20 protein-coding genes are annotated in these 20738 nt (G+C 70.2%); 5 read left to right on the top strand and 15 right to left on the bottom strand.

Translation table 11 applies throughout. From position 1 onward, the window contains the following. Positions 1–22 precede the first annotated feature (22 nt). The 4 genes from OHS18_RS46685 to OHS18_RS46670 all read right to left on the bottom strand — a co-directional run bounded on the left by OHS18_RS46685 (position 23) and on the right by OHS18_RS46670 (position 3498). Positions 23–1570 carry an acyl-CoA carboxylase subunit beta gene (locus tag OHS18_RS46685; RefSeq protein WP_328458063.1) on the bottom strand — a complete coding sequence of 516 codons (1548 nt, stop codon included), beginning with the start codon at positions 1568–1570 and terminating at the stop codon, positions 23–25. Then, on the bottom strand, positions 1567–2337 hold the full coding sequence (locus OHS18_RS46680; RefSeq protein ID WP_328615133.1) for an SDR family oxidoreductase: 771 nt from the start codon (positions 2335–2337) through the stop codon (positions 1567–1569). Before OHS18_RS46680 ends, OHS18_RS46685 begins: the two co-directional genes overlap by 4 nt. Next, positions 2334–3086: an SDR family oxidoreductase gene (locus OHS18_RS46675; protein WP_328458067.1), complete on the bottom strand. Its 753-nt coding sequence runs from the start codon at positions 3084–3086 to the stop codon at positions 2334–2336. The genes OHS18_RS46680 and OHS18_RS46675 overlap by 4 nt, the downstream gene beginning before the upstream one ends. A gap of 112 nt (positions 3087–3198) precedes the next feature. Then, on the bottom strand, positions 3199–3498 hold the full coding sequence (locus OHS18_RS46670; protein WP_328458069.1) for an EthD family reductase: 300 nt from the start codon (positions 3496–3498) through the stop codon (positions 3199–3201). 578 nt (positions 3499–4076) lie between these two features. Between OHS18_RS46670 and OHS18_RS46665 the strand changes: the two genes are divergently transcribed. Then, complete coding sequence (locus tag OHS18_RS46665) at positions 4077–4688, top strand: helix-turn-helix transcriptional regulator (protein ID WP_328615132.1); 612 nt, start codon at positions 4077–4079, stop codon at positions 4686–4688. A 155-nt stretch (positions 4689–4843) separates the two neighbouring features. On the opposite strand, the gene OHS18_RS46660 is transcribed toward OHS18_RS46665, so the two are convergent. The 8 genes from OHS18_RS46660 to OHS18_RS46625 all read right to left on the bottom strand — a co-directional run bounded on the left by OHS18_RS46660 (position 4844) and on the right by OHS18_RS46625 (position 11907). Continuing rightward, positions 4844–5035, bottom strand: coding sequence for a hypothetical protein (locus OHS18_RS46660; RefSeq protein WP_328615131.1), 192 nt, complete (start codon positions 5033–5035; stop codon positions 4844–4846). Positions 5036–5134: 99 nt separating this feature from the next. Further along, positions 5135–6118: a galactofuranose ABC transporter, permease protein YjfF gene (yjfF, locus tag OHS18_RS46655; protein ID WP_328615130.1), complete on the bottom strand. Its 984-nt coding sequence runs from the start codon at positions 6116–6118 to the stop codon at positions 5135–5137. Then, on the bottom strand, positions 6115–7170 hold the full coding sequence (locus OHS18_RS46650) for an ABC transporter permease (protein ID WP_328615129.1): 1056 nt from the start codon (positions 7168–7170) through the stop codon (positions 6115–6117). Before OHS18_RS46650 ends, yjfF begins: the two co-directional genes overlap by 4 nt. Then, positions 7167–8681 carry a sugar ABC transporter ATP-binding protein gene (locus OHS18_RS46645; RefSeq protein WP_328615128.1) on the bottom strand — a complete coding sequence of 505 codons (1515 nt, stop codon included), beginning with the start codon at positions 8679–8681 and terminating at the stop codon, positions 7167–7169. Before OHS18_RS46645 ends, OHS18_RS46650 begins: the two co-directional genes overlap by 4 nt. An 11-nt stretch (positions 8682–8692) precedes the next feature. Beyond that, the gene (locus OHS18_RS46640) at positions 8693–9679 is read right to left on the bottom strand and encodes an ABC transporter substrate-binding protein (RefSeq protein ID WP_328615127.1); all 987 of its coding nucleotides are present in this window, start codon (positions 9677–9679) and stop codon (positions 8693–8695) included. A gap of 304 nt (positions 9680–9983) precedes the next feature. Then, positions 9984–10559: a hypothetical protein gene (locus OHS18_RS46635; RefSeq protein ID WP_328615126.1), complete on the bottom strand. Its 576-nt coding sequence runs from the start codon at positions 10557–10559 to the stop codon at positions 9984–9986. Positions 10560–10680: 121 nt separating this feature from the next. Continuing rightward, a complete protein-coding gene (locus OHS18_RS46630) occupies positions 10681–10818 on the bottom strand; it encodes a hypothetical protein (RefSeq protein WP_328615125.1) in 138 nt (45 codons plus the stop codon). A gap of 255 nt (positions 10819–11073) precedes the next feature. After that, positions 11074–11907 carry a transporter substrate-binding domain-containing protein gene (locus tag OHS18_RS46625; RefSeq protein WP_328458086.1) on the bottom strand — a complete coding sequence of 278 codons (834 nt, stop codon included), beginning with the start codon at positions 11905–11907 and terminating at the stop codon, positions 11074–11076. A gap of 561 nt (positions 11908–12468) precedes the next feature. Here OHS18_RS46625 and OHS18_RS46620 point away from each other — a divergent pair. The 3 genes from OHS18_RS46620 to OHS18_RS46610 all read left to right on the top strand — a co-directional run bounded on the left by OHS18_RS46620 (position 12469) and on the right by OHS18_RS46610 (position 18203). Then, on the top strand, positions 12469–13845 hold the full coding sequence (locus tag OHS18_RS46620) for an endo-1,4-beta-xylanase (protein WP_328615124.1): 1377 nt from the start codon (positions 12469–12471) through the stop codon (positions 13843–13845). Between the two features lie 999 nt (positions 13846–14844). Continuing rightward, positions 14845–16287: a non-reducing end alpha-L-arabinofuranosidase family hydrolase gene (locus tag OHS18_RS46615; protein ID WP_328615123.1), complete on the top strand. Its 1443-nt coding sequence runs from the start codon at positions 14845–14847 to the stop codon at positions 16285–16287. A gap of 470 nt (positions 16288–16757) precedes the next feature. Further along, positions 16758–18203 carry a glycoside hydrolase family 6 protein gene (locus OHS18_RS46610; RefSeq protein ID WP_328615122.1) on the top strand — a complete coding sequence of 482 codons (1446 nt, stop codon included), beginning with the start codon at positions 16758–16760 and terminating at the stop codon, positions 18201–18203. A 142-nt stretch (positions 18204–18345) separates the two neighbouring features. Here OHS18_RS46610 and OHS18_RS46605 read toward each other — a convergent pair whose 3' ends face one another. From OHS18_RS46605 to OHS18_RS46595, 3 genes are all read right to left on the bottom strand, one after another. After that, positions 18346–18675, bottom strand: coding sequence for a hypothetical protein (locus OHS18_RS46605; protein WP_328615121.1), 330 nt, complete (start codon positions 18673–18675; stop codon positions 18346–18348). Between the two features lie 196 nt (positions 18676–18871). Continuing rightward, the gene (locus OHS18_RS46600) at positions 18872–19624 is read right to left on the bottom strand and encodes an alpha/beta fold hydrolase (RefSeq protein WP_328615120.1); all 753 of its coding nucleotides are present in this window, start codon (positions 19622–19624) and stop codon (positions 18872–18874) included. Next, a complete protein-coding gene (locus OHS18_RS46595; RefSeq protein ID WP_328458099.1) occupies positions 19624–19992 on the bottom strand; it encodes a DUF1330 domain-containing protein in 369 nt (122 codons plus the stop codon). The genes OHS18_RS46600 and OHS18_RS46595 overlap by 1 nt, the downstream gene beginning before the upstream one ends. 83 nt (positions 19993–20075) lie before the next feature. Between OHS18_RS46595 and OHS18_RS46590 the strand changes: the two genes are divergently transcribed. After that, complete coding sequence (locus OHS18_RS46590; protein WP_328458101.1) at positions 20076–20678, top strand: TetR/AcrR family transcriptional regulator; 603 nt, start codon at positions 20076–20078, stop codon at positions 20676–20678. Positions 20679–20738 lie beyond the last annotated feature (60 nt).

The raw sequence follows: 20738 nt of genomic DNA, 5'->3' as shown, positions 1-20738 counted from the left end.
CCGCGGCGTTCCGGGTGGTCCGCTAGGGCCGCGTGCCGAAGGACGGGCGGCCCAGCAGCTTCGGGAGCACGGCGTAGGCGTCCGGCACCCAGTCGCACAGCCGGGCGCGGGTCTCGCGGGGGTCGATGACGTCCTCCACCGAGAACCGCTCGGCCGTGCGGAACGGCGAGCGGACGGCGTCGAGGCGGGCGCGGATCTCCTCGATCCGCGCCTCCCGGTCGTCGGCCGCGTCGAGTTCGGCGCGGTAGGCGGCTTCGATGCCGCCCTCGACGGGCAGCGAACCCCAGTCACCCGAGGGCCACGCCCAGCGCCGGACCAGGCGGTGCCGGTTGGTCTGGCCCGCGCCGCCGACGCCGAACACGCGCCGCACGATCACCTCGGCCATCGGCACCCGCGCCTGGTAGACGGCGGTCACCGCGCGGGCGCCGTGGCGGATCGCGCCCGCGCGTTCGGCCGCCGCGCCGATCACCATGCCGGCCTGGTCGGTCAGCGAAACCAGCGGCAGGTGGAACGTCTCGCAGAGGTCGACCAGGCGCGTCATGACGTCGGCGCCCTCGGGCGTCAGCGTCGCGCCGCGGTACGGGTCGGTGGCCAGCACGCCGACCGGATGTCCGTTCAACCGCGCCAATCCCGCGTACGCCGAGCCACCCGACACGGCGTAGTCGAACACCGAGCCGTCGTCGAAGACGCCCTCCAGCAACGGCCGCAGCCGGTACGGCTGACGCCGGTTGCGCGGGACGAGCGAGAGCAGCGCTTCGTCGCGCCGGCCCACCGGGTCCGAAGTGGACGTCACCGGTGGCAAGGAGTCCACAGAGGACGGCAAATATGACAGGAACTGCTTCAGCACCGCGAAAGCTTCGGCCTCGGACGACACGATCCGGTCCACCGCGCCGCTGCGACGGTGCACATCGGAACCGCCCAGTTCCTCCTTCGTGAGGTCCTCGCCCGTCGCGTGCTTCACCACCGGCGGCCCGGCGACGAACAGCTGCCCGGCCTCCTCGACGAGCACGCACAGGTGCGACATCACGGCCCGCGCGGCGCCCAGCCCGGCCACCGGGCCGAGGCACGCCGCGACGACCGGCACCGTGGACAGGTTGTCCACCACCAGGTCCCAGCCCGGGTTGACCGGGACGTAGGTGAACCCGTGCTGCTCCAGCATCTTGACGCTGCCGCCACCGCCGGTGCCCTCGATCAGCCGCACCATCGGCAGACGCAGCTCGTTCGCGAGCCGCTCGGCGTAGACCTGCTTCTCCATGATCGCCGCGTCGGCCGCGCCGCCCCGCACGGTGAAGTCGTCGCCGCCGATCGCGACGCGGCGCCCGTCGAGCCGAGCGGTGCCGATGATGAAGTTGGCCGGCGTGAACGACTCCAGCTCGCCGTCCACATAGGACGCCGTCCCGGCGAGCGCGCCGATCTCGTCGAAGGTGCCGGGGTCGGCGAGCGCCGCGATGCGTTCACGGACCGTGGAGCGCCCGGCCGCGTGCTGGCGGGCCACCTTCTCCGGCCCGCCCATCCGCTCGGCCAGCTCGCGCCGCCGCGCGATCTCGCCGACCTCCGGCTCCCAGGTCATGCGTCGCCGAGCGCCTGCTCGACCTTGCGCTGCAGCTTGTTCATCCCGCCGAGCCACCGGTCGGTCTCGGTGGCGCGCGCGGCGTAGTAGCCGGCGACCTCGGGGTGCGGCAGCACCAGGAAGCGGTTCTCCTCGATCGCCTTGAACAGCGCGTCCGCGACCTGCTCGGGCTCGATCGCCGACGCGCCCATGAGCAGCTGCCCGGCGGTGCCGGTGCTCTCCAGCATCGCCGTGCGCACACCCTGCGGGCAGATCGCCTGCACGGTGAGGCCGCGGTGGCGGTAGGTCGCCGACAGGTACTCGGCGAACGCCAGCGCGCCGTGCTTGGTGACCGAGTACGGCGCCGAGCCGAGGCTGGTGAGCAGGCCGGCGGCGGAGACCGTCGCGATGAAGTGGCCCTTGCCGCGCTCGAGCCACGCGGGCAGCAGCAGGTTGGCCGCGCGGACGTGCGCCATCACGTTGACGTCCCAGGTGCGCGCCCAGACCTCCTCGGGGCTTTCCGCGCCGCCGAAGGGCGCGATCCCGGCGTTGGCGCAGAAGATGTCGATCTCACCGAGGGTCTCCCGCGCGCTCTCGACCAGCTTCGCGACGCCGTCGACGCTCGCGACGTCGCCGACGAACGCCGTCGCGCCGATCTCGGCCGCGACCTCGGTGACCTTGTCGCCGTCGAGGTCCGCGACGACGACCTGGGCGCCGTCGGCGACGAACCGGCGGGCCAGCGTGGCCCCGATACCGCCGCCGCCCCCGGTGACGACGACGCCGGTCACAGGCCACCGCCCAGGGTGACGCCGCCGTCGAGGACCACGGTCTGGCCGGTGATCCAGCTCGCGTCGTCGGACAGCAGGAACGCCACCGCGCCCGCGATGTCGGACGGCAGGCCGAGCCGCTTCATCGGGTACGCCGAGGCGACCTCCTCCTCGCGGCCTTCGTACAGGGCGGTCGCGAACTTCGTCTTGACGACGGCCGGGGCGACGGCGTTGACCCGGATCTTCGGGCCCAGCTCGGCGCCGAGCTCGACGGTCAGCCGGATCAGCGCGGCCTTGCTCACGCCGTACATCCCGATGCCGGGCGAGGCGCCGAGGCCGGCGACGGAGGCGACGTTGACGACGGCGCCGCCGTGCTCGCCCATCCACGCGTCGCGGGCGCGCTTGGTCCAGCCGAGCGGCGCGAGCACGTTGACCCCGAGGATCTTGGCCGCGGCGCCCGGGTCGATGTCGAGCGTCGGGCCGTAGACCGGGTTGATGCCGGTGTTGTTGACCAGGTAGTCGAGCCGGCCGAAGGTCTCGATCGTCTTCGCGACGGCCTCGTCCTGGTGGTCGGTGTCGTCGGACTTGCCGGGCACGAACATGGCGACGTCCGGGCCGCCGAGGGAGCTGACCGCCTCTTCCAGGGCTTCGGGCTTGCGCGCGGTGATGCAGACCTTGGCCCCGCGCTCGACGAGCGTCTTCGCGATGCCGAGGCCGATGCCCCGGCTGGCCCCGGTGACGATCGCGACGCGATCCTTGAACGAGTTCACGGCAGGGTGTCTCCTTCGACGGTTGCCCGGAACATACTAAGCGGTCGGTTGCTGGTGCCATTATGCGCGATCCGCCCGCGGCCTCAAGACCGCGCGCGTCACACGCGGGGCGTCAGCTCAGCTCGTAGTGCACCAGCTGCGCGCCGCCGGTCGCGTAGTTGGCGACGTCCGCGGAGACCGCCTTGCCTTCCTCCGACCCCAGGGCGGCGGCCATGGCCTCGGCCGACTCGAAGTCGCCGTGGAAGACCGCGAAGTACGGGCTGGCCCCGCCCAGGCCCTCGACGTCGAAGGCGTGCTGCATCCGGACGAGCCCGGGGAGCTTCGCCGCCAGCGGCAGGTGGACGCGGACGTAGTGGTCCCGGAAGTGCGCGGGATCGGTGGGAGCGGGGTAGAGCACGGTGAGCCGGTGCACGAGCAGTCCTTTCGGCGACGACGAGGCGGTCCGCCGAGCGGGACCCGCGACCGGACCGTCTCCCGGACAGTAGCGGAGGACCGCCCACCGGGCCCGCCGGTTCCCGTCGTCGCCGAGCGATCGATCCGGCACGCCCCTGACGCGGCCCGCGGTCATCGGACCACTTCCGGCTCGCCGCGTGTACCGATCGGGCACCAGCGAGTCTTCGTGGCCGAACCCGGCATCGGCCCCACGTCCCGTCGCCGAGCCGGCGTTCGCCCGAGCTCCGGCTGCTCGGACCGTCTACAGCGGACTCGGTCCGACATCGCCGAACGCACCCCCGCGGCAAGAACATCGTCCGGCACGTCCTGGTGTCGACCGCGGCCGGGACCCGGGTGGGTTCTCCCGCACCGTCTCGGTAGTCATGCCGGTAGGTATTCACCGATAAGTCGCTGGTGTGCAACGGCTCTGCCAGTACCTCGCCACCATCCCGCCTCACCCTCACGGGTGGCTGCACAGGCGAGCGCCGTGACGTAGGGTGCCTTTCACCATGATCGAATAACCACATCGCCAGCAGACTCCGAGTGCGGTGAGCCCTTATGCAGCAAGCCATTCTCATCGGCCCGGACACCATCAACCGCGCGGCGGTCGCCGCACTGCTCGCCCGTGCCTACGACTTCGACCCGCATCGGGTGTTCGACTTCGAGCAGATCCCTCTCGCCCGCGCCGCACTCACCGACCGGGACACGCTCGTCTTCGTCCTCTACCCCGCCGAAACCGACCGCCACTGCCGGCCGGAGCCCGGCGATTCCGAAGCGATCGAGCACCACAACCTGATCTTCCTCGTGACGTCCTTGTCCAGTCACGACGCCCAGAAAATTCTTTCCCACAAACCACGGGGCGTGGTCTTCCTGGACGAAGGCGTCACCCACCTCCACGACGTCATCTACACCGTCGAAGAGGGACGCCGAGCCGTCAGCAACAGCCTGGCCCTGTCCGCCTGGGCGGCCAAAGAGTGTCCGCTGACCCCGCGGGAACGTGAGGTACTGACCGCTGCCGCCGCCGGAAGCCCGCCCAAAGAGGTCGCCACCGCACTCGGGCTGGCGACCGGGACCGTCCGCAACCACCTGGCCGCGATCCAGAGCAAGCTGCGCACCCGTTCTCTCGTGGACAGCATCCGCGTGGCACAGGACGCGGGCTGGATCACCTGACTCGCCCACGACCGACGCACGGGGGACAACGCCGGGACCTCGGGGGCGTCGCACGCGTGGATCGCCTGCGGCACAAAGCCCTCGATCGCCGCTCTCCGCACGGACCGGCCGCGCACCGAGGCCGGTTGCCCTTCTCGGCAGAGCGCTTCCCGGCGTTACAGCGCCTCGGCAGGCCAGGACCGTGGCGCGGTCGCCGGCAACGTCGGGGTGGAGAGACCACGGTCTCCGGGGCCGGGGTCGGCCGGGCGTAACCGGTTGGCCCGGCCCACCACCACCGCCGACACCAACGCGACCAACGTCACCACCACCAGTAACACCACCAAGGACCAGCGGTATTCGGTCGTCATCGAGTCTCACCCCCCGGGAGACGTCCAGCCTACGCCGGTCGCACTCACCACCGGGCCGGCAGACCGGACCAGGTTCGGGTGAACGGGCCGCCGCCCGGGCTACCGGGTTCTGCGGGTGACGAGCCGCTGCAGGACGATGAAGACGAACAGGAGGGCCCCGGTGATGATCGAGGTCCACCACGAGTTGAGGGTGCCGTCGAAGGTGATCAGCGTCTGGATGATGCCCAGGACCATGATCCCGAGCACGGTGCCCAGCACGTAACCGGAGCCGCCGGTCAGGATGGTGCCGCCGATGACCACCGCCGCGATCGCCGTGAGCTCCAGGCCGACTCCGTTGAGCGGGTCGCCGGAAGACTTGTACAGCACCAGCAGCAGCCCGCCGAGCGCCGAGCAGAGGCCGCTGATCGTGTACACCGCGATCTTCGTGCGGCCGGTCTTGAGACCCATCAGCATCGCGGACTGCGCGTTGCCGCCGATCGAGTAGACGGTGCGCCCGAAGTGGGTGAACGCCAGCACGTAGACCGCGACCGCGACGACGACCAGGGCCACGACCACGCTGATCGAGATGTGCAGCTCCCCGCCCAAGGGGATCTGCGTCTGGGCGAGGGTGGCGATCGTCGGGTTGTCGATCGAGTACGCCTCCGTGCTGATCGTGTAGCAGAGCCCGCGGGCGAAGAACATCCCGATCAGCGTCGCGATGAACGGCTGGATCTCGAAGAAGTGGATGAGCGCGCCCATTCCGGCGCCGAGCAGCGCGCCGACCACCAGCACCACCGCGATCGCCGCGTACGCGGGCCACCCGTGCTTCTGCATCAGGTCACCGGAGACCACTGTGGACAGTGCGACCACGGACCCGACGGACAGGTCGATGCCGCCGGTGAGGATCACGAACGTCATCCCGACGGCGACCACGAGCAGGAAGGCGTTGTTGATGAACAGGTCGAGCACGACCTGCCCGGACCCGAACGCCTCGTAGCTCGACGCGCCGAAGACGTAGGCCCCGACGAGCAGCGCCATCGTGGCGAGGATCGGCAGGTGCCGTTGCTTCGGCCGGTAACCGCGGACACGGTCCAGGGTCGTCATGCCGTGACCTCCACCTTCTCCGGAGCGGGTGCGGGGGCCGGCTGCCCGGGCCGGGGTGCCCGGCGGCGCCGGAGCTTGCGGCGGAACGCGGGCGATTGCAGCAGGCACACCGCGAGCACGACCACGGCCTTGAACAGCATGATCGCCTCGGGCGGGATGCCGAGGGCGTAGACGGTGGTGGTGAGCGTCTGGATGAGCAGGGCGCCGATCACCGCGCCGCCCACGGAGAACCGGCCCCCGGTCAGCTGGGTGCCGCCGACGACGACGGCGAGGATCGCGTCGAGCTCGATGAACAGCCCGGCGTGGTTGGCGTCGGCGCTGTGCACGTTCGCGCTGATCATCAGCCCGGCGATGCCCGCGCACAGCGCGCAGAAGACGTAGACGAGCCAGGTCAGCCGGGCCGAGCGGAGGCCGGCCAGCCGGCTGGCCTCCGGGTTGCCGCCGACGGCCTCGACGAGCAGGCCGAGAGCCGAGCGGCGGACCAGCAGCGACGCGAGCACGAACACGGCCAGCGCGATGAGGATCGCGCTCGGCAGGGTCAGCACGAACCCGCTGCCGATCCATTCGTACGGCGCCGAGGTGATGGTGATGATCTGGCCGCCGGAGATCAGCTGCGCGATCCCGCGCCCGGCGACCATCAGGATGAGCGTGGCGATGATCGGCTGGATGCCCAGGGCGGCGACGAGCCAGCCGTTCCACGCCCCGAGCACCAGCGACAGCCCGAGCGCGAGGCCGACCGCGACGAGCGTCGCGCCCACGCCGCCGGGGTGCTCGGCGATCCACAGGCAGGCGAGCGAACCGCTGATCGCGACGACCGCGCCCACCGAGAGGTCGATGCCGCGGGTGGCGATGACGAGCGTCATGCCGATCGCGATGAGGATCAGCGGGGCGCCGTTCTTCAGGATGTCGATGAGGTTCCCGTAGAGGTGACCGTCGCGCAGTTCGATCGAGAAGAACGCCGGGCTCGCGACGAGGTCGCCTGCCAGCAGGGCCAGCAACGCCACGACGGGCCAGAAGAGCCGGCGTTTCGCCAATCCGGTCAACGCGGTCATGCCTGCACCCCTTCGGCCATCGTGGCCATGACGTCGTCGGCGGTGAGCCCTTGGTTTTCCCGTTGCGCCACCACTTTCCGATCGCGCAGCACCACGACGCGGTGGCTCAGCCGGAGCACCTCGTCCAGCTCGGCGGAGATGTACACGAGGGCCATCCCGTCGGCCGAGAGCTGGGTGACCAGCCGCTGGATCTCGGTCTTGGCGCCGATGTCGATGCCGCGGGTCGGCTCGTCGAGGATGAGCAGCCGCGGCTCGGTGACGAGCCAGCGGGCCAGCAGCACCTTCTGCTGGTTGCCGCCGGACAGCGTGCCGACCAGCGCCTCGGGGTCGGCGGGGCGGATGTCGAGCGTTTCGATGTACTTCCGGGCGATCTCGTCCTGGCGGCGCCGGGTCAGCGGCCGCGCCCAGCCGCGGGAGGCCTGCAGCGCGAGGACGACGTTCTCCCGGACGGTCAGGTCCTCGACCAGGCCTTCGGTCTTGCGGTTCTCCGAGCAGAACGCGATCCGGTGGTCGAGACCGGCACGCGGGGTCCGCAGCGGGGTGACGCGGCCGTCGATCTTCACCGAACCGCTGTCGGCGTGGTCGGCGCCGAAGAGCAGCCGGGCGAGCTCGGTGCGCCCGGAGCCGAGCAGCCCGGCCAGCCCGACGACCTCGCCGGCGTGGATGTCCAGCGTGAACGGCTCGACGCCCCCTTGGCGGCCGAGGTCTTCGGCCGCCAGCAGCACCGGCGCGTCCGCGACTTCGGCCCGGCTCGGCCCGGAGTCCTCGAGCGTTTCGAGGACCCGCAGCTCCTTGCCGATCATCTTGGTGACCAGCTCGACGGGCGTGATCTCCGCGGTGCGGTACTCGCCGATCAGCTTTCCGTTGCGCAGCACGGTCATCCGGTCGGCGATCGCGAAGACCTGATCGATGAAGTGGGAGACGAACAGGATCGCCATGCCTTCGGCGCGCAGCGAGCGCACCACCGCCAGCAGCCGTTCGACCTCGCCGGCGTCCAGACTGGACGTCGGCTCGTCGAGCACCAGGATCCGCGCTTCGACGTCGAGGGCGCGGGCGATCGCGACGAGCTGCTGCACGGCGATCGAGCAGGTGCTCAGCTCGGCCGAGACGTCCACGTGGACGTCCAGCCGCGCGAGGAGCTCCTCGGCCCGCCGCCGCATCGGGCCCCACTGGATGCGGCCGAAGCGGCGGGGTTCCCGGCCGAGGCAGACGTTCTCCGCCACCGACAGGTTCGGGCAGAGGTTGACCTCCTGGTAGACCGTGCTGACGCCGGCCCGCTGGGCCTCGCCGGGGCCGCCGAAGGAGACGGCGGTCCCGGCGAGCGTGATCGAGCCCGCGTCCACCCCGTGCACGCCGGTGAGCACCTTGATCAGCGTCGACTTCCCGGCGCCGTTCTCCCCCATCAGCGCGTGGACCTCGCCCGGGAACAGGCGGAAGCCGACGTCGTCGAGGGCGGTGACACCGGGGAACTCCTTGCGGATCCCGGTCATGACGAGGATTTCGGCGGGCATCGCGACACCCCTCAGTACTGGCGCTGCGGCAGCGCGGCCTTCGCCGACGCCTGGTCGAACTCGGTCTCCTGGGTCTCGATCCGCTCGGGCACCTGCTCCCCCGCGTTGACCTTCTTGACCAGGTCCATCAGCTGCGGGCCGAGCAGCGGGTTGCACTCGACGACGTGGTTGATCTTGCCGTCGGCCAGCGCCTGGAGGGCGTCCTTCACGCCGTCGACCGAGACGATCTTGATGTCCTTGCCCGGCACCTTGCCCGCCGCCTGGATGGCCTCGATGGCACCGAGGGCCATGTCGTCGTTGTGCGCGTAGAGCACGTCGATCTTCGGCTGGGACTTGAGGAAGGCCTCCATGACCTCCTTGCCCTTCGCGCGGGTGAACTCACCGGTCTGCGAGGCGACGATCTTGTACTTCGGGTCGGCGGCGATGACGTCCCCGAAACCCTTCTTGCGGTCGTTGGCCGGGGCCGAGCCGGTGGTGCCCTGCAGCTCGACGATGTTCACCTGGCCGGTGGCGCTGCCGTACTCCTTGGTCAGCCACTCCCCCGCCTTCTTGCCCTCGGCGATGAAGTCCGAGCCGAGGAAGGTTTTGTAGAGCGTCTTGTCCGGCGAGTCGATCGCCCGGTCGGTGAGGATGACCGGGATCTTCGCCGTCTTCGCCTCCTTGAGCACGGTCTCCCACCCCGACTCGACCACCGGCGAGAAGGCGATGACCTTGACCTTCTGCTGGATGTACGAGCGGATCGCGGCGATCTGGTTCTCCTGCTTCTGCTGCGCGTCGGAGAACTTGAGCTCGATCCCGGCGGTCTTGGCCGACTCCTGGATGGACTTGGTGTTCGCGGTCCGCCAGCCGCTCTCGGCGCCCACCTGGGCGAAGCCGAGCGTGACGGCCCCGCCGGTGGTTCCCGTGCCGCTACCGCTACCGCCACCGCAGGCGGTGAGCAGGACCAGTCCGGCCGCCGCGGCCGCCGCGGCGGCCCATCGCTTCTTCAGCACGTGCACTCCTCGATCGACAGTGATCTTTGCTGTTAGCGTTAACAGTCTGCGAGACGATGACCCGCTGGCGCGGAGCCGTCGGCCCGGCCGGCCACCCTCATTGGGCCGGCCGGTGGAGATGCCTCCGCCACCAAGCAGTCTCTCCCTGCATTCACGTGACCCCCATCACTCTTTCGGGTGGCGACGGGGAGTCAGTGTTAGCGATAACACCAATCCGGTCAAGTCCGGCCGCGGTAACGGTCTCGTCACATACCACCGCGGCTGCCGCACCTGGCCGAACCCGAGACGGGCCCGCCCGCTCGAACCGGGATCAGCGGCCGGCGGGATGCCTGCGGTTGAAGTGCGGAGGTGCGTAGCTCAGGTAGCGGCCCGCGGTTCCGTCCGCGGCCGACGCCAGCCGGTTCAGCGTGCCCGGCGAGGTGTCGGGCCAGTACCCGGTCCGCGGCCGGTCGATCGCCACCTGCTGCTCACCCGCGGTGTAGGTGCAATGCCCCGCGGTCTGGACGTACGTCTGCCGCAGCAGCGACTCATCACCCGCCCGGCGGACCAGAGCGCCGTAGGACTGCCGCTGAGCCACGGTCGAGATCTGGTCACCCGTGCCCGTTGACCGTGAGCACCGGGACCCGCAGATCCCCGGTGAACACGATGCCCGCTCCAGGTACACGACGGCCGCGGGGTCGGCGGCCACGCGAGGCTCGGCAGCGAGCCGGCCCAGGTCGGCACGCAAGTCCAGGCCCGCCCGCCCGTCCAGCTGCCCGGCGTTCTGCTGGCTCGGCGCCGCCATCGAGAGCTGACGCGCGTAGCCCACCCCCGTGTTCCACGACGGGTTACCACCCGTCACCTGCTCGATCGCCCACCGGCTGCTGACCGCCAGCGCCAAGAACATCCGTGCACACCGTGTCGACCTTCTGGTTCGACTGACCCACTGCACCGCCGAGACCGCCGCACATCGGGACGGCCGCGTCGAACCGGCCCGAATGCACCTGCGCCACCCCGGCCGCGACCATTCAGCCCATCGAGCGGCCTTCGGCGATCGCGTACCGGGCCCGGCCGAACGCGGCTTCGAAGCGGTCCAGCGCGGCGGTCTGGTTGTCGATCGCCTGCGCGATGTTCCAGCCGGTGACCGTGCGTGTGATGCCGCCCACCGCGTAACCGCGGGCCAGGAGGCCCGCCGTCAGCGGGTTCGCCAGGACGACCGCGGCGAAGTCGCGAGGGTGTACGGCGTGCTGTCGGTCAACTGCCCGTCGACGCACCTCGCCGCGTCCGGGCAGGGTGTTCCGGGCTCCGCCGCCCGGGCCTCCGCCGCCCGGGCGGTCACGGGTAAGGCGGCGGAGACCACAGTCGTGGCCGCCATGGTGATCCTGGTACCCATGAACCGCTCCTGTCAGAGGCGAGGCGCGTTACCGCGGCGTGGCCGAGTTGAAGACCGGCTTCGGCACCGACACCTGGTTGAGGCCCCAGCGGGACATGATCCCGACGTACGTGCCGTCCTGGAAGAGCTCTTCGAACACCTGCTGCAGCACCGGGCCCAGCTTCGAGGACTTGGGGACGTACAACGCCAGGTCGTCTTTCGACGCCCCCTGCGCTTCGGTCTGGGTGACGTACTTGGTCCCGCCCTGCTTCTGCGTCACGTCGATCGCCGCGGCCTCCGTCATGCCCGCGGCGTCGGCGCGGCCCGAGCGGGTGGCCAGCAGCGTGGCGTTGGTGTCGTCGAGACCGACGGTCTGCGTGGCCTGGTGTTTGCCCTGCGTGCAGAAGTGGGACAGCTTGTTCAGCTGCTCCTCCACGACGCTGGCGGTCACCACCGCGATGCGCTTGCCGCAGAGGTCTTCGACCCGCGCGATCCCCGCTGTCGAATCCGCGGGGAACACGTAGGCCGTCCGGGTGGTCATCCAGGTGATCGTGTCGAACTGCTTCTCACGCTCCGCGGTGGCCTTGACCGGGCCGTTGAACGCGTCGTACCGGTCGCTCAGCATGCCCTGCAGCGCGGCCGGCAACCCGTTGACGATCACGGTCTGCGTCCGGACGCCGAGCACCTGCCCGATCGCGGCCTGGAAATCGGCGTCGATCCCGGTGACCGTCCCGTCCGGCGCGACCGTGCGATAGGGCGGGTGGGAGTCACCGGCGAACCGGATCACCCCGGCGTCCTTGATCGCCTGCGGCAGCGCGTCGTGCAGGGACTGCACCACCGCGAGGTTCGTCGCGGTCGCCAGGCTCGGGGAGCTGCTTCCCACCGTGCATCCGGTGGTGACCAGCCCGAGAGCGGCGATCGCGAGGATCGTTCTTCGGCTTCGTCGGCGAAGGGGTAATCGCATAGGACGTCTTCCTTGGCAGTGATCGGCTCTCGAACTCGCGTCCGGGGACGAGACCCCGGACACAATAGGTTGCTGACGCGGCGGCGATCGTTGCATAATCTGTCGCCTTGTTCAACCCCGCCCCGTCACGGCAGCGACATCGGCGGTAGCGATCCGGCCGCCGCGTTCCCCTTCGAGGGTGGAATGCCAACTCCCTGCCGGACGATCGTGCACGAAACTGGACCCGATGAGGTCCGGCTGCCGGGTGGACGCACGCGGCGCGGCCAAGTCGGGACGAACGAAGACCTGTCGCAATCGGGTGAACTCCTGCACCCACCCGCCGTCCCCCGGCGAACCAGTCGAAACTCGACCGAAACTCTTTGCCCCACAACAAACAACCGTGTTCTCCTGCACCCAACGGACGAACATCATCAGCACGTCCAGGTCACCGGCGACTTGGTCCCCGGCTCCCCTGGGCGCACGCCCGGAAGGAGACCACCGATGACACACACCCCAGCAACCCCACCCCACAAGCGATGGTGGCGCACACCCACCACCCGACTACTCACCGCCGCAGCCACCCTCACCGCCACCGCCGCCGTCCTCATAACCGCACCCGGCGCCGACGCCGCCGCCGGCACCCTCGGCGCCGCCGCCGCCCAAACCGGCCGCTACTTCGGCACCGCCATCGCCGCCGGCAAACTCGGCAACACCGCCTACACCACCCTCGCCGCACGCGAATTCAATATGGTCACACCCGAAAACGAAATGAAACCCGACGCGACCGAACCCAACCAGAACCAATTCACCTTCTCCGCCGGCGACCAGATCTACAACTGGGCCACCAGCCACGGCGCCCACGTCCGCGGCCACACCCTCGCCTGGCACGCCCAGCAACCCGGCTGGATGCAGAACATGGGCGGCAGCACCCTCCGCAACGCCATGATCAACCACATCCAGAAAGTCATGACCCACTACCAAGGCAAACTCGCCTACTGGGACGTCGTCAACGAAGCCTTCAACGAAGACGGCAGCCGCCGCTCCTCCAACCTGCAAAGCACCGGCAACGACTGGATCGAAGTCGCCTTCAAAACCGCCCGCGCCGCCGACCCCACCACCAAACTCTGCTACAACGACTACAACATCGACAACTGGAACTACGCCAAAACCCAAGGCGTCTACAATATGGTCCGCGACTTCAAATCCCGCGGCGTCCCCATCGACTGCGTCGGCCTCCAAGCCCACTTCACCGGCGGCAGCTCCGTCCCCAGCAACCTCCAGACCACCATCTCCAGCTTCGCCGCCCTCGGCGTCGACGTCGCACTCACCGAAGTCGACGTCACCAACGCATCCACCACCCAATACGCGGCCCTGACCCAAGCCTGCGTGAACGTCGCACGCTGTGTCGGCATCACCGTCTGGGGCGTACGCGACAGCGACTCCTGGCGCTCCGGCGAGAGTCCGCTTCTGTTCGACGGCAACGGCAACAAAAAATCCGCCTACAACTCCGTGCTGAACGTCCTCAACTCCGGCGGCGGCACAACCACCACACCCACCACCACCCCCACCGGCCCCACCACCCCCACCACCCCGACCACCACACCAGGCAGCGGCAACTGCACCGCCACACTGTCGGCGGGACAATCCTGGAACGACCGCTACAACCTCAACGTCTCAGTCAGCGGCTCCAGCACCTGGACCGTCACGATGACCGTGCCCAGCCCGGCGAAGATCAGCGCCACCTGGAACATCAACGCGACCTGGCCCAGCAGTCAGGTGCTCGTCGCGACACCCAACGGAAACGGCAACAACTGGGGCGTCACCATCCAGCACAACGGAAACTGGAACTGGCCCACCGTCAGCTGCAGCACCTCCTGAAGCCCGACACGACAAGCCAGCACCAGCTCGTCCACGAAGGCACAGCTTCGTGGGCGAGCTGGTGACGTCCTTGACTCTGAAGCCGCTTGAGACCCCATAGTCCGACGACGACCGGGACTGCCTCGTCGCCGAATTCCGGGACTTCGTGACCGAAAGTCTCGACGTCCATCCCGCCTACGTCGCGGGGCTGCGCAGCCGACGGCCAGCTTCATGCCGGCTGACTTGGCCGGCCTCTGCGCGGCTTTGCCGGTGCGGTCGGATTCGGGTGATGGCGCGCCGGGCTTTTTCGGGGTCGCGTTTCCCGGTCATGGCGGCGGCGAGGTCGGAGCTTGCTCTGCTCGGTGCTGAAGGTGCGGCGGTGGAAGTCTGCTGACCCGGTACCAGACCCTGGTCGCGACGATCAACGGCGTGCCCGTGCCGGACGCGGACCCGGACAAGGCCCCGGCACTCCGCTACCGGATCCGGAGTTCATCCGGTCCGGGCGGTTCCCTGCGGTTTCCCGCCCGAGCACGAACTGGCCGCCGAACCGAGGATTTCCCGCAGTCCGACGCGAGAAGCGGGAACTGAAGCCCCACGGGGACATCACGTTCGACCGGCGGTCATCGGACACTCGGTGGCCGAGCCGGCTTTGCCGGGTTCCGGCACGCCGGGACCACGCGCACGCCCTTCCCAGCGAGCATCCGCGCCGCCCGAAGCCGATGCCGGAGTTCACACCGGTCACCCCTGCCGAGGACAACGGCGGTGGCTCGCGCCGGGACACGTGCCTCGCCGATCCGAACCGGTCCGCGGGGTGCCTCGGCGATCGGAAATGTAACTTTCATCGCCCGCCTGTCCTTTGTGGACCTGCCTCGACGGCCGTGAGGTGGCCCGTCGCCCCGCCCGGCGGCCGGGTGCCCGAAGACCCGGCCGCCCGGATTGACATTCCTTCTCCCGGAAGCCCAGGGTGACGCACCGCATGTTAGCGATAACACTCGTCTCGCTCGCCGGGAGAAGGTCGCCATGAACAGAGGAACTACCAGCCGCAGGATCCAAACCCTGATCGGTGTGCTCACCGCCGCGTCGACCGTGGCGCTGGCGGTGATGCTGGGGTCCGGCGCCGCCGCGGCCGACGTCACCGGCGCGCTGCGCGGTGCCGGTTCGGGCCGGTGCCTGGACGTCTCGAACGCCAGCCAGGCCGACGGCGCCCTCCTGCAGATCTACGACTGCTCGGGCGGGGCGAACCAGCAGTGGACGTCGACGTCCGCCGGCCAGCTGACGGTGTACGGCGGCAAGTGCCTCGACGTGCCCGGCAGCGCGACCGCCGGTACCCGGGTGCAGATCTGGACCTGTCACGGCGGGGCCAACCAGCAGTGGCGGGTGAACTCCGACGGCACGATCGCCGGGGTGCAGTCCGGGCTCTGCCTGGACGTCACCGGCGCCGCGACGGCCAACGGCACCGCGGTGGAGCTCTGGACGTGCAACGGCGGCGGCAACCAGAAGTGGACCGGCCTGTCGACCACGACCACGCCGACCACGACCACGACCGGCGGCGGCACCAGCTGCTCCCTCCCCTCGACCTACCGCTGGAGCTCGAGCGGGGTGCTGGCGACACCGAAGAACGGGTGGGTCTCGCTCAAGGACTTCACCAACGTCGTCTACAACGGCAAGCACCTCGTCTACGCGTCGAACGTCTCGGGATCGACCTACGGCTCGATGGCCTTCAGCCCCTTCACGAACTGGTCCGACATGGCCTCGGCCGGCCAGAACGGGATGAGCTCGGCCGCGGTGGCGCCCACGCTGTTCTACTTCGCGCCGAAGAACATCTGGGTGCTGGCCTACCAGTGGGGCGCCTGGCCCTTCATCTACCGCACGTCGAGCGATCCCACCAACCCCAACGGCTGGTCCTCGCCGCAGCCGCTGTTCACCGGCAGCATCTCCGGCTCCGGCACCGGCCCGATCGACCAGACCCTGATCGCCGACGGCTCGAACATGTACCTGTTCTTCGCCGGTGACAACGGCAAGATCTACCGGGCGAGCATGCCGATCGGGAACTTCCCGGGCAGCTTCGGCTCGTCGTACACGACCGTCTTGAGCGATTCGACGAACAACCTGTTCGAGGCGGTCCAGGTCTACAAAGTGCAGGGCCAGAGCCAATACCTCATGATCGTCGAGGCGATCGGCGCGAACGGGCGCTACTTCCGCTCGTTCACGGCGAGCAGCCTGAACGGCTCGTGGACCCCGCAGGCCGCCAGCGAAAGCAATCCGTTCGCGGGCAAGGCCAACAGCGGCGCCGGCTGGACCAACGACATCAGCCACGGTGACCTGGTCCGCACCAATCCGGACCAGACCATGACCGTCGACGCCTGCAACCTGCAGCTGCTCTACCAGGGCAAGTCCCCCAGCGCGAGCGGCCCGTACGACCAGCTGCCGTGGCGGCCGGGCGTCCTGACGCTGCAGCGCTAGCCACGTCCGTCCTCTCGGGGAGGAACCCGGCCGGGTTCCTCCCCGAGAGGACGGCATCATCCCGAGGTGCGCGCGACGAGCCGTGACTCGGCGAATGACGCAGTCCACAAAGGACTGAGCGGTCGGCTCCCGGAGAGGCGGCGCTCGTCGATCGCGCCTAACCTGCTGATGAAGTTCGATTGGCGCTGCAGGTGACAGCCTCGCGCACGGCCGCGAGGCGGTGGCGATGCCGAGGGGAAGTCGACGTCACCGCGGTCGAACCGGCCGGCTCACACCCGGCCGATCGCCGAGAGGATCTTGCCGGCCTCCCGCACCACGGTCCGGCCGGTTCCCCTCCGCGCCGCGGCTTCCTGCCCGCCCGGAAGACAGCCGGGACCGAAGGACCCCTTTCCCGTCCGCCTCACGCCGGTTACAGTGGGCCGATATGGGAGCGCTCCCAGTCGCCAACGCCGACGACGCTGTGAGGACTCATGAGAGCGACGAAACAGGTACGCGTTCCCCACGGACGCACCACCCATCCGGCCGCGCGAGACGGCCGGCCGGACCGGATCCCCGGCGGGCCCGGGAAGAGAAGCACCAAGTTCGCCGTCGCGGCCCTCGGCGCGACGCTCCTCGCCGGCGCCACCGCACTCACGGTCGGTGGCAGCGCCCAGGCCGCCTCCTCGCCGTTCTACGTCGACCCGGGCACGAACGCGGCCCAGTGGGTCGCCGCGAACCCCGGCGACTCGCGGACACCGATGATCCGGGACCGCGTCGCCGCCACCCCGCAGGGAAGGTGGTTCACCACCACCAACACCTCGGCGGTGCGCGCCGAGGTCGACGCCTACGTCGGCTCCGCCGCGGCTGCGGGCAAGGTCCCGATCATGGTCGTCTACGACATCCCGAACCGCGACTGCGGCGGGGCCAGTGGCGGCGGCGCGCCGTCCCACGACGCCTACCGGGCGTGGATCGACCAGGTGGCCGCCGGCATCGCGGGCCGCCCCGCGGCGATCGTGCTGGAGCCCGACGTGCTCGCGCTGATGTCGAACTGCCAGTCGGCCGACCAGCAGAACCAGACCAAGGCGTCGGTGGCCTACGCGGGCAAGAAACTCAAGTCCGGTTCGACGCAGACGAAGGTGTACTTCGACATCGGCCACTCCGCGTGGCTTTCACCCGCCGAGGCCGCGTCGCGGGTGCGCGCCGCGGACATCTCGAACAGCGCCGACGGCATCGCCACCAACGTGTCCAACTACCGCTCGACCGGCGACGAGGCGGGCTTCGCCAAGGCGGTGCTGAACGCGGTGGGCGACGGGCGGCTGCGCGCGGTGATCGACACGAGCCGCAACGGCAACGGGCCGCTGGGCAGCGAGTGGTGCGACCCGGCGGGACGGGCCATCGGCACGCCCAGCACCGACGCCACGGGTGACGCGCAGATCGCCGCGTACCTCTGGGTCAAGCCACCGGGCGAAGCCGACGGCTGCCTCGCCGCGGCCGGGCAGTTCGTCCCGCAGCGGGCCTACGACCTGGCGGCCGCCGGTGCGCCGCCGGCCAGCACCACGCCGACGAGCGCCACCACGACCGCGACAACCCCGACAACGCCGACAACGCCGACGACCCCGACGGGCAACGGCTCGTGCACGGTGACGCACCGGGTGGTCAGCTCGTGGCAGAACGGTTACACCGGCGAGGTCGTCATCGAGAACCGGGGAACGCCCCTCGACGGCTGGACACTGACGTTCTCCGCGCCGGGGGTGACCGTCGGCCAGGGCTGGAACGCGACCTGGACCGACACCGGCGACACCGTACGGGTCGTCAACGCCTCGTGGAACGGCAAGCTCGGCACCGGTGGCACCGCGACCGTCGGCTACAACGCGGACTACAGCGGCGGCACCCCGCCCTTCCTGTCCCCCACGCTGAACGGAGTGTCCTGCTCCTGAGCCCCACCGCCACCGGACGACCACGGCCCACGCCGAGCCGTGATCGTCCGGTGGCGGACGAGGATCAGCCGAAACGCGGGAGGCGACGATTACAGCTGAGCCGAGCGACGCGTCGAGCGGCCGGGAAAGCCGCGAAGGCGGTTCAGGTCCCGCGCGGTAGCGGCCTCCTCGACGAGATCGCGACCACACACCGGCAGGTACCGGCCACGTGGGTGACCCGCACCCGATCGGCCGACGAAAACTCCCCGTGCCCCTCGGCCCCGAATCCGATCCTGATGGTGTCGGGGGAAAGCGGGGCGAGCACCGTTCCACGCCGCACTCGCCGGCTGCCGGTCGCCGGGTCGGGCGCGCCGAACACCAGCACCCGGTCGCCCGCGGCGAAATGGTTCCGATAACCGCCGTCGAGGGTGTTCCAGGCGGCCGTGAACGCCTGCTGGACCGCCGGGAAATCCGCACCCAGCGCCGCCGCCAACCGCAGCAGAACGGACTCCGGCGGGGGCGCGGTCGGAGGGCCGGCCATCTCCGGCGTGACCCACGACTGCAAGAACCGGGCGGGCATTCCGGCACTGTCGGAGATCGCCTGAACCGACCACTCCGGCCGGTAGCGTTCGAAGAGCTCCGCGACACGCGACTCGGACTTCACAACTCCTCCTGTCCCGGGTCCGCGCTCACCGGACCGTGGCCCAGAAGCCGGTCAGGACCGCGGCGCCACGGGCCGGGTCTTCGGTCATCCACCAGTGGCCCAAGCCTTCGAGAACTTCCACCCGGGCACCCGCGCGGCCGGCAGCTCGTCGACGCTGCCCGTCGGTGCCGACGGCCTGGTCCGCGGTGGCCAGGATCGCCAGCCCCGGACGCGCCGCCGCGCGCTCCAGGTCCAGCCCGAGCCCGAGCGTGCCCGGATCGGCGGCCGAGCGGTACAGCGCGAGGACCGCCCGTCCCATCGCAGCGTCCTGCCCGGCCGCGACGCGAGCCGCGACTCGCCTGCTCACCCCCCGCTCCGCCAGCACCTCCGCGCGCTCCTCGGCCGTACCGCCGAACCGCGCGGCGACGTCGGCCTCGCCGGCACCCGGTGTCTGCCACCGGCGGGCCGGCTCGTGCCACCGGTAGCCGGGGTCGTAGATCCCGAGCACGTCGCTGACCCAGCTGCGGACGAGGTCCGGGCGGCTCAGCACCACGTTCACGACGTGCCCGCCGCCCCAGTCGTGCCCGACCAGGTCCACGGGCTCGTCCAGCGCCGTCAGCTCCTCGACGAGCCAGTCCCGGTAGTCCGCCTGGGTGGCGCCGAACCCGGCGGGCAGCGGCGCGCCGAAACCGGGTGGTGACAAGCAGATCAGGTCGGACCGGACGCCCGCGAGCTCGGCCAGCAGCGGTTCCCAGGCCGCCGTCGTCTCCGGGTTTCCGTGGACGAAGACCGCGGGCATCAGACGGCGAACGGCGTGGTCGGCTGCAGCACCGATTCCACCAGCGCCGCGCTGCGCAGGTGGGCGACCGCCTGGTAGTCGGGGTCGCGGATCATGGCGGCGAACGCCTGCCGGTCCGGGTAGCGCACGAGCACCACCATGTCCCAGGCCTGGCCGTCCTCGGCGACCAGCGCCCGGCCGCCGTCACCCAGGTACTCCAGGCTCAGGCCGTAGCGGGCGTTGATCGTCCGGCTGAGCGCCTCCGCGTAGCGCTGGTAGCTCTCACGGCCGCCGTCCGGGCGGAATCGCAGCAGGTTGAGCATCACCACCGGGCCGCCCGGGTCGTCGACGAGCAGGGTCTCGAGTGCGCGGTCGTCGATTTCGATCATCAGGACCTCCTGGAGTCGGTACGCCGGTCACCTTACACATACTTGTTGGTCGACACGCAAGTTACTTTGCTAGACTCCGGGGCATGGCCACTACCCGCCGCACCCAGCAGGAACGCCGAGACCAGGCCGAAGCCGCGCTGCTGACCGCCGCCGCCGAACTGGTCGTCGAGCACGGCGTTCGCTCACTGACGCTGGCGCGGGTCGGGGAACGCGCCGGCTACAGCCGCGGCATCGTCACCCACCATTTCGGCGGCAAGCAGGCACTGGTGGAACGGCTCGCCCGGACGACGCAGGCGGGGTTCGTGCCGGGCCTCGACGACCTGCCGCCCGGGCTGGACCGTCTCCTGCGGCTGGTCGACGGCTACCTCGGTGAACTCGCCCGCCTCGACGTGTTCAACCAAGCCTTCCTGCTGCTGTGGGCCGAGGCCGCCACCCAACCCGACTTGGCCACGATCTTCCGCGAGCGCGACGACGCCTTCCGCGCCGACCTGCGCGACGACATCGAGGCCGGCATCGCGGACGGTCTCGCCGACCCCGGTCTGCGGCCCGGGGACGTCGCGGTCGCCATCGTCGGACAGCTACGCGGGATCGCCCTGCAGCGACTGCTGGACCCGAGCGGTGTCGACGTCGAGCAGGTCCGCCGCAGCGTCACGGGCTACTGGCGCCGGGCACTCGCCCCGGCATAGGCCGCCGCGCGTCTACCAACGTCCTGTCATGCCGATGCGAGGGCAACCCGAGGCGACGCA

It is taken from the genome of Amycolatopsis sp. NBC_00355, assembly GCF_036104975.1.
Taxonomy (GTDB): Bacteria; Actinomycetota; Actinomycetes; order Mycobacteriales; family Pseudonocardiaceae; genus Amycolatopsis.
Note: the sequence above shows the minus strand (reverse complement) of the source record. Positions and strands in the feature narration are given on the sequence as shown.

Coding starts and splice junctions, on each gene's coding strand:
- OHS18_RS46600 (WP_328615120.1), bottom strand. CDS start 19,624: ATGCCCGCGGTCTTCGTCCACGGAAACCCGGAGACGACGGCGGCCTGG.
- OHS18_RS46660 (WP_328615131.1), bottom strand. CDS start 5,035: ATGACGACCGAATACCGCTGGTCCTTGGTGGTGTTACTGGTGGTGGTG.
- OHS18_RS46635 (WP_328615126.1), bottom strand. CDS start 10,559: ATGTTCTTGGCGCTGGCGGTCAGCAGCCGGTGGGCGATCGAGCAGGTG.
- yjfF (WP_328615130.1), bottom strand. CDS start 6,118: ATGACGACCCTGGACCGTGTCCGCGGTTACCGGCCGAAGCAACGGCAC.
- OHS18_RS46665 (WP_328615132.1), top strand. CDS start 4,077: ATGCAGCAAGCCATTCTCATCGGCCCGGACACCATCAACCGCGCGGCG.
- OHS18_RS46615 (WP_328615123.1), top strand. CDS start 14,845: ATGAACAGAGGAACTACCAGCCGCAGGATCCAAACCCTGATCGGTGTG.
- OHS18_RS46650 (WP_328615129.1), bottom strand. CDS start 7,170: ATGACCGCGTTGACCGGATTGGCGAAACGCCGGCTCTTCTGGCCCGTC.
- OHS18_RS46685 (WP_328458063.1), bottom strand. CDS start 1,570: ATGACCTGGGAGCCGGAGGTCGGCGAGATCGCGCGGCGGCGCGAGCTG.
- OHS18_RS46620 (WP_328615124.1), top strand. CDS start 12,469: ATGACACACACCCCAGCAACCCCACCCCACAAGCGATGGTGGCGCACA.
- OHS18_RS46590 (WP_328458101.1), top strand. CDS start 20,076: ATGGCCACTACCCGCCGCACCCAGCAGGAACGCCGAGACCAGGCCGAA.
- OHS18_RS46645 (WP_328615128.1), bottom strand. CDS start 8,681: ATGCCCGCCGAAATCCTCGTCATGACCGGGATCCGCAAGGAGTTCCCC.
- OHS18_RS46610 (WP_328615122.1), top strand. CDS start 16,758: ATGAGAGCGACGAAACAGGTACGCGTTCCCCACGGACGCACCACCCAT.
- OHS18_RS46595 (WP_328458099.1), bottom strand. CDS start 19,992: ATGATCGAAATCGACGACCGCGCACTCGAGACCCTGCTCGTCGACGAC.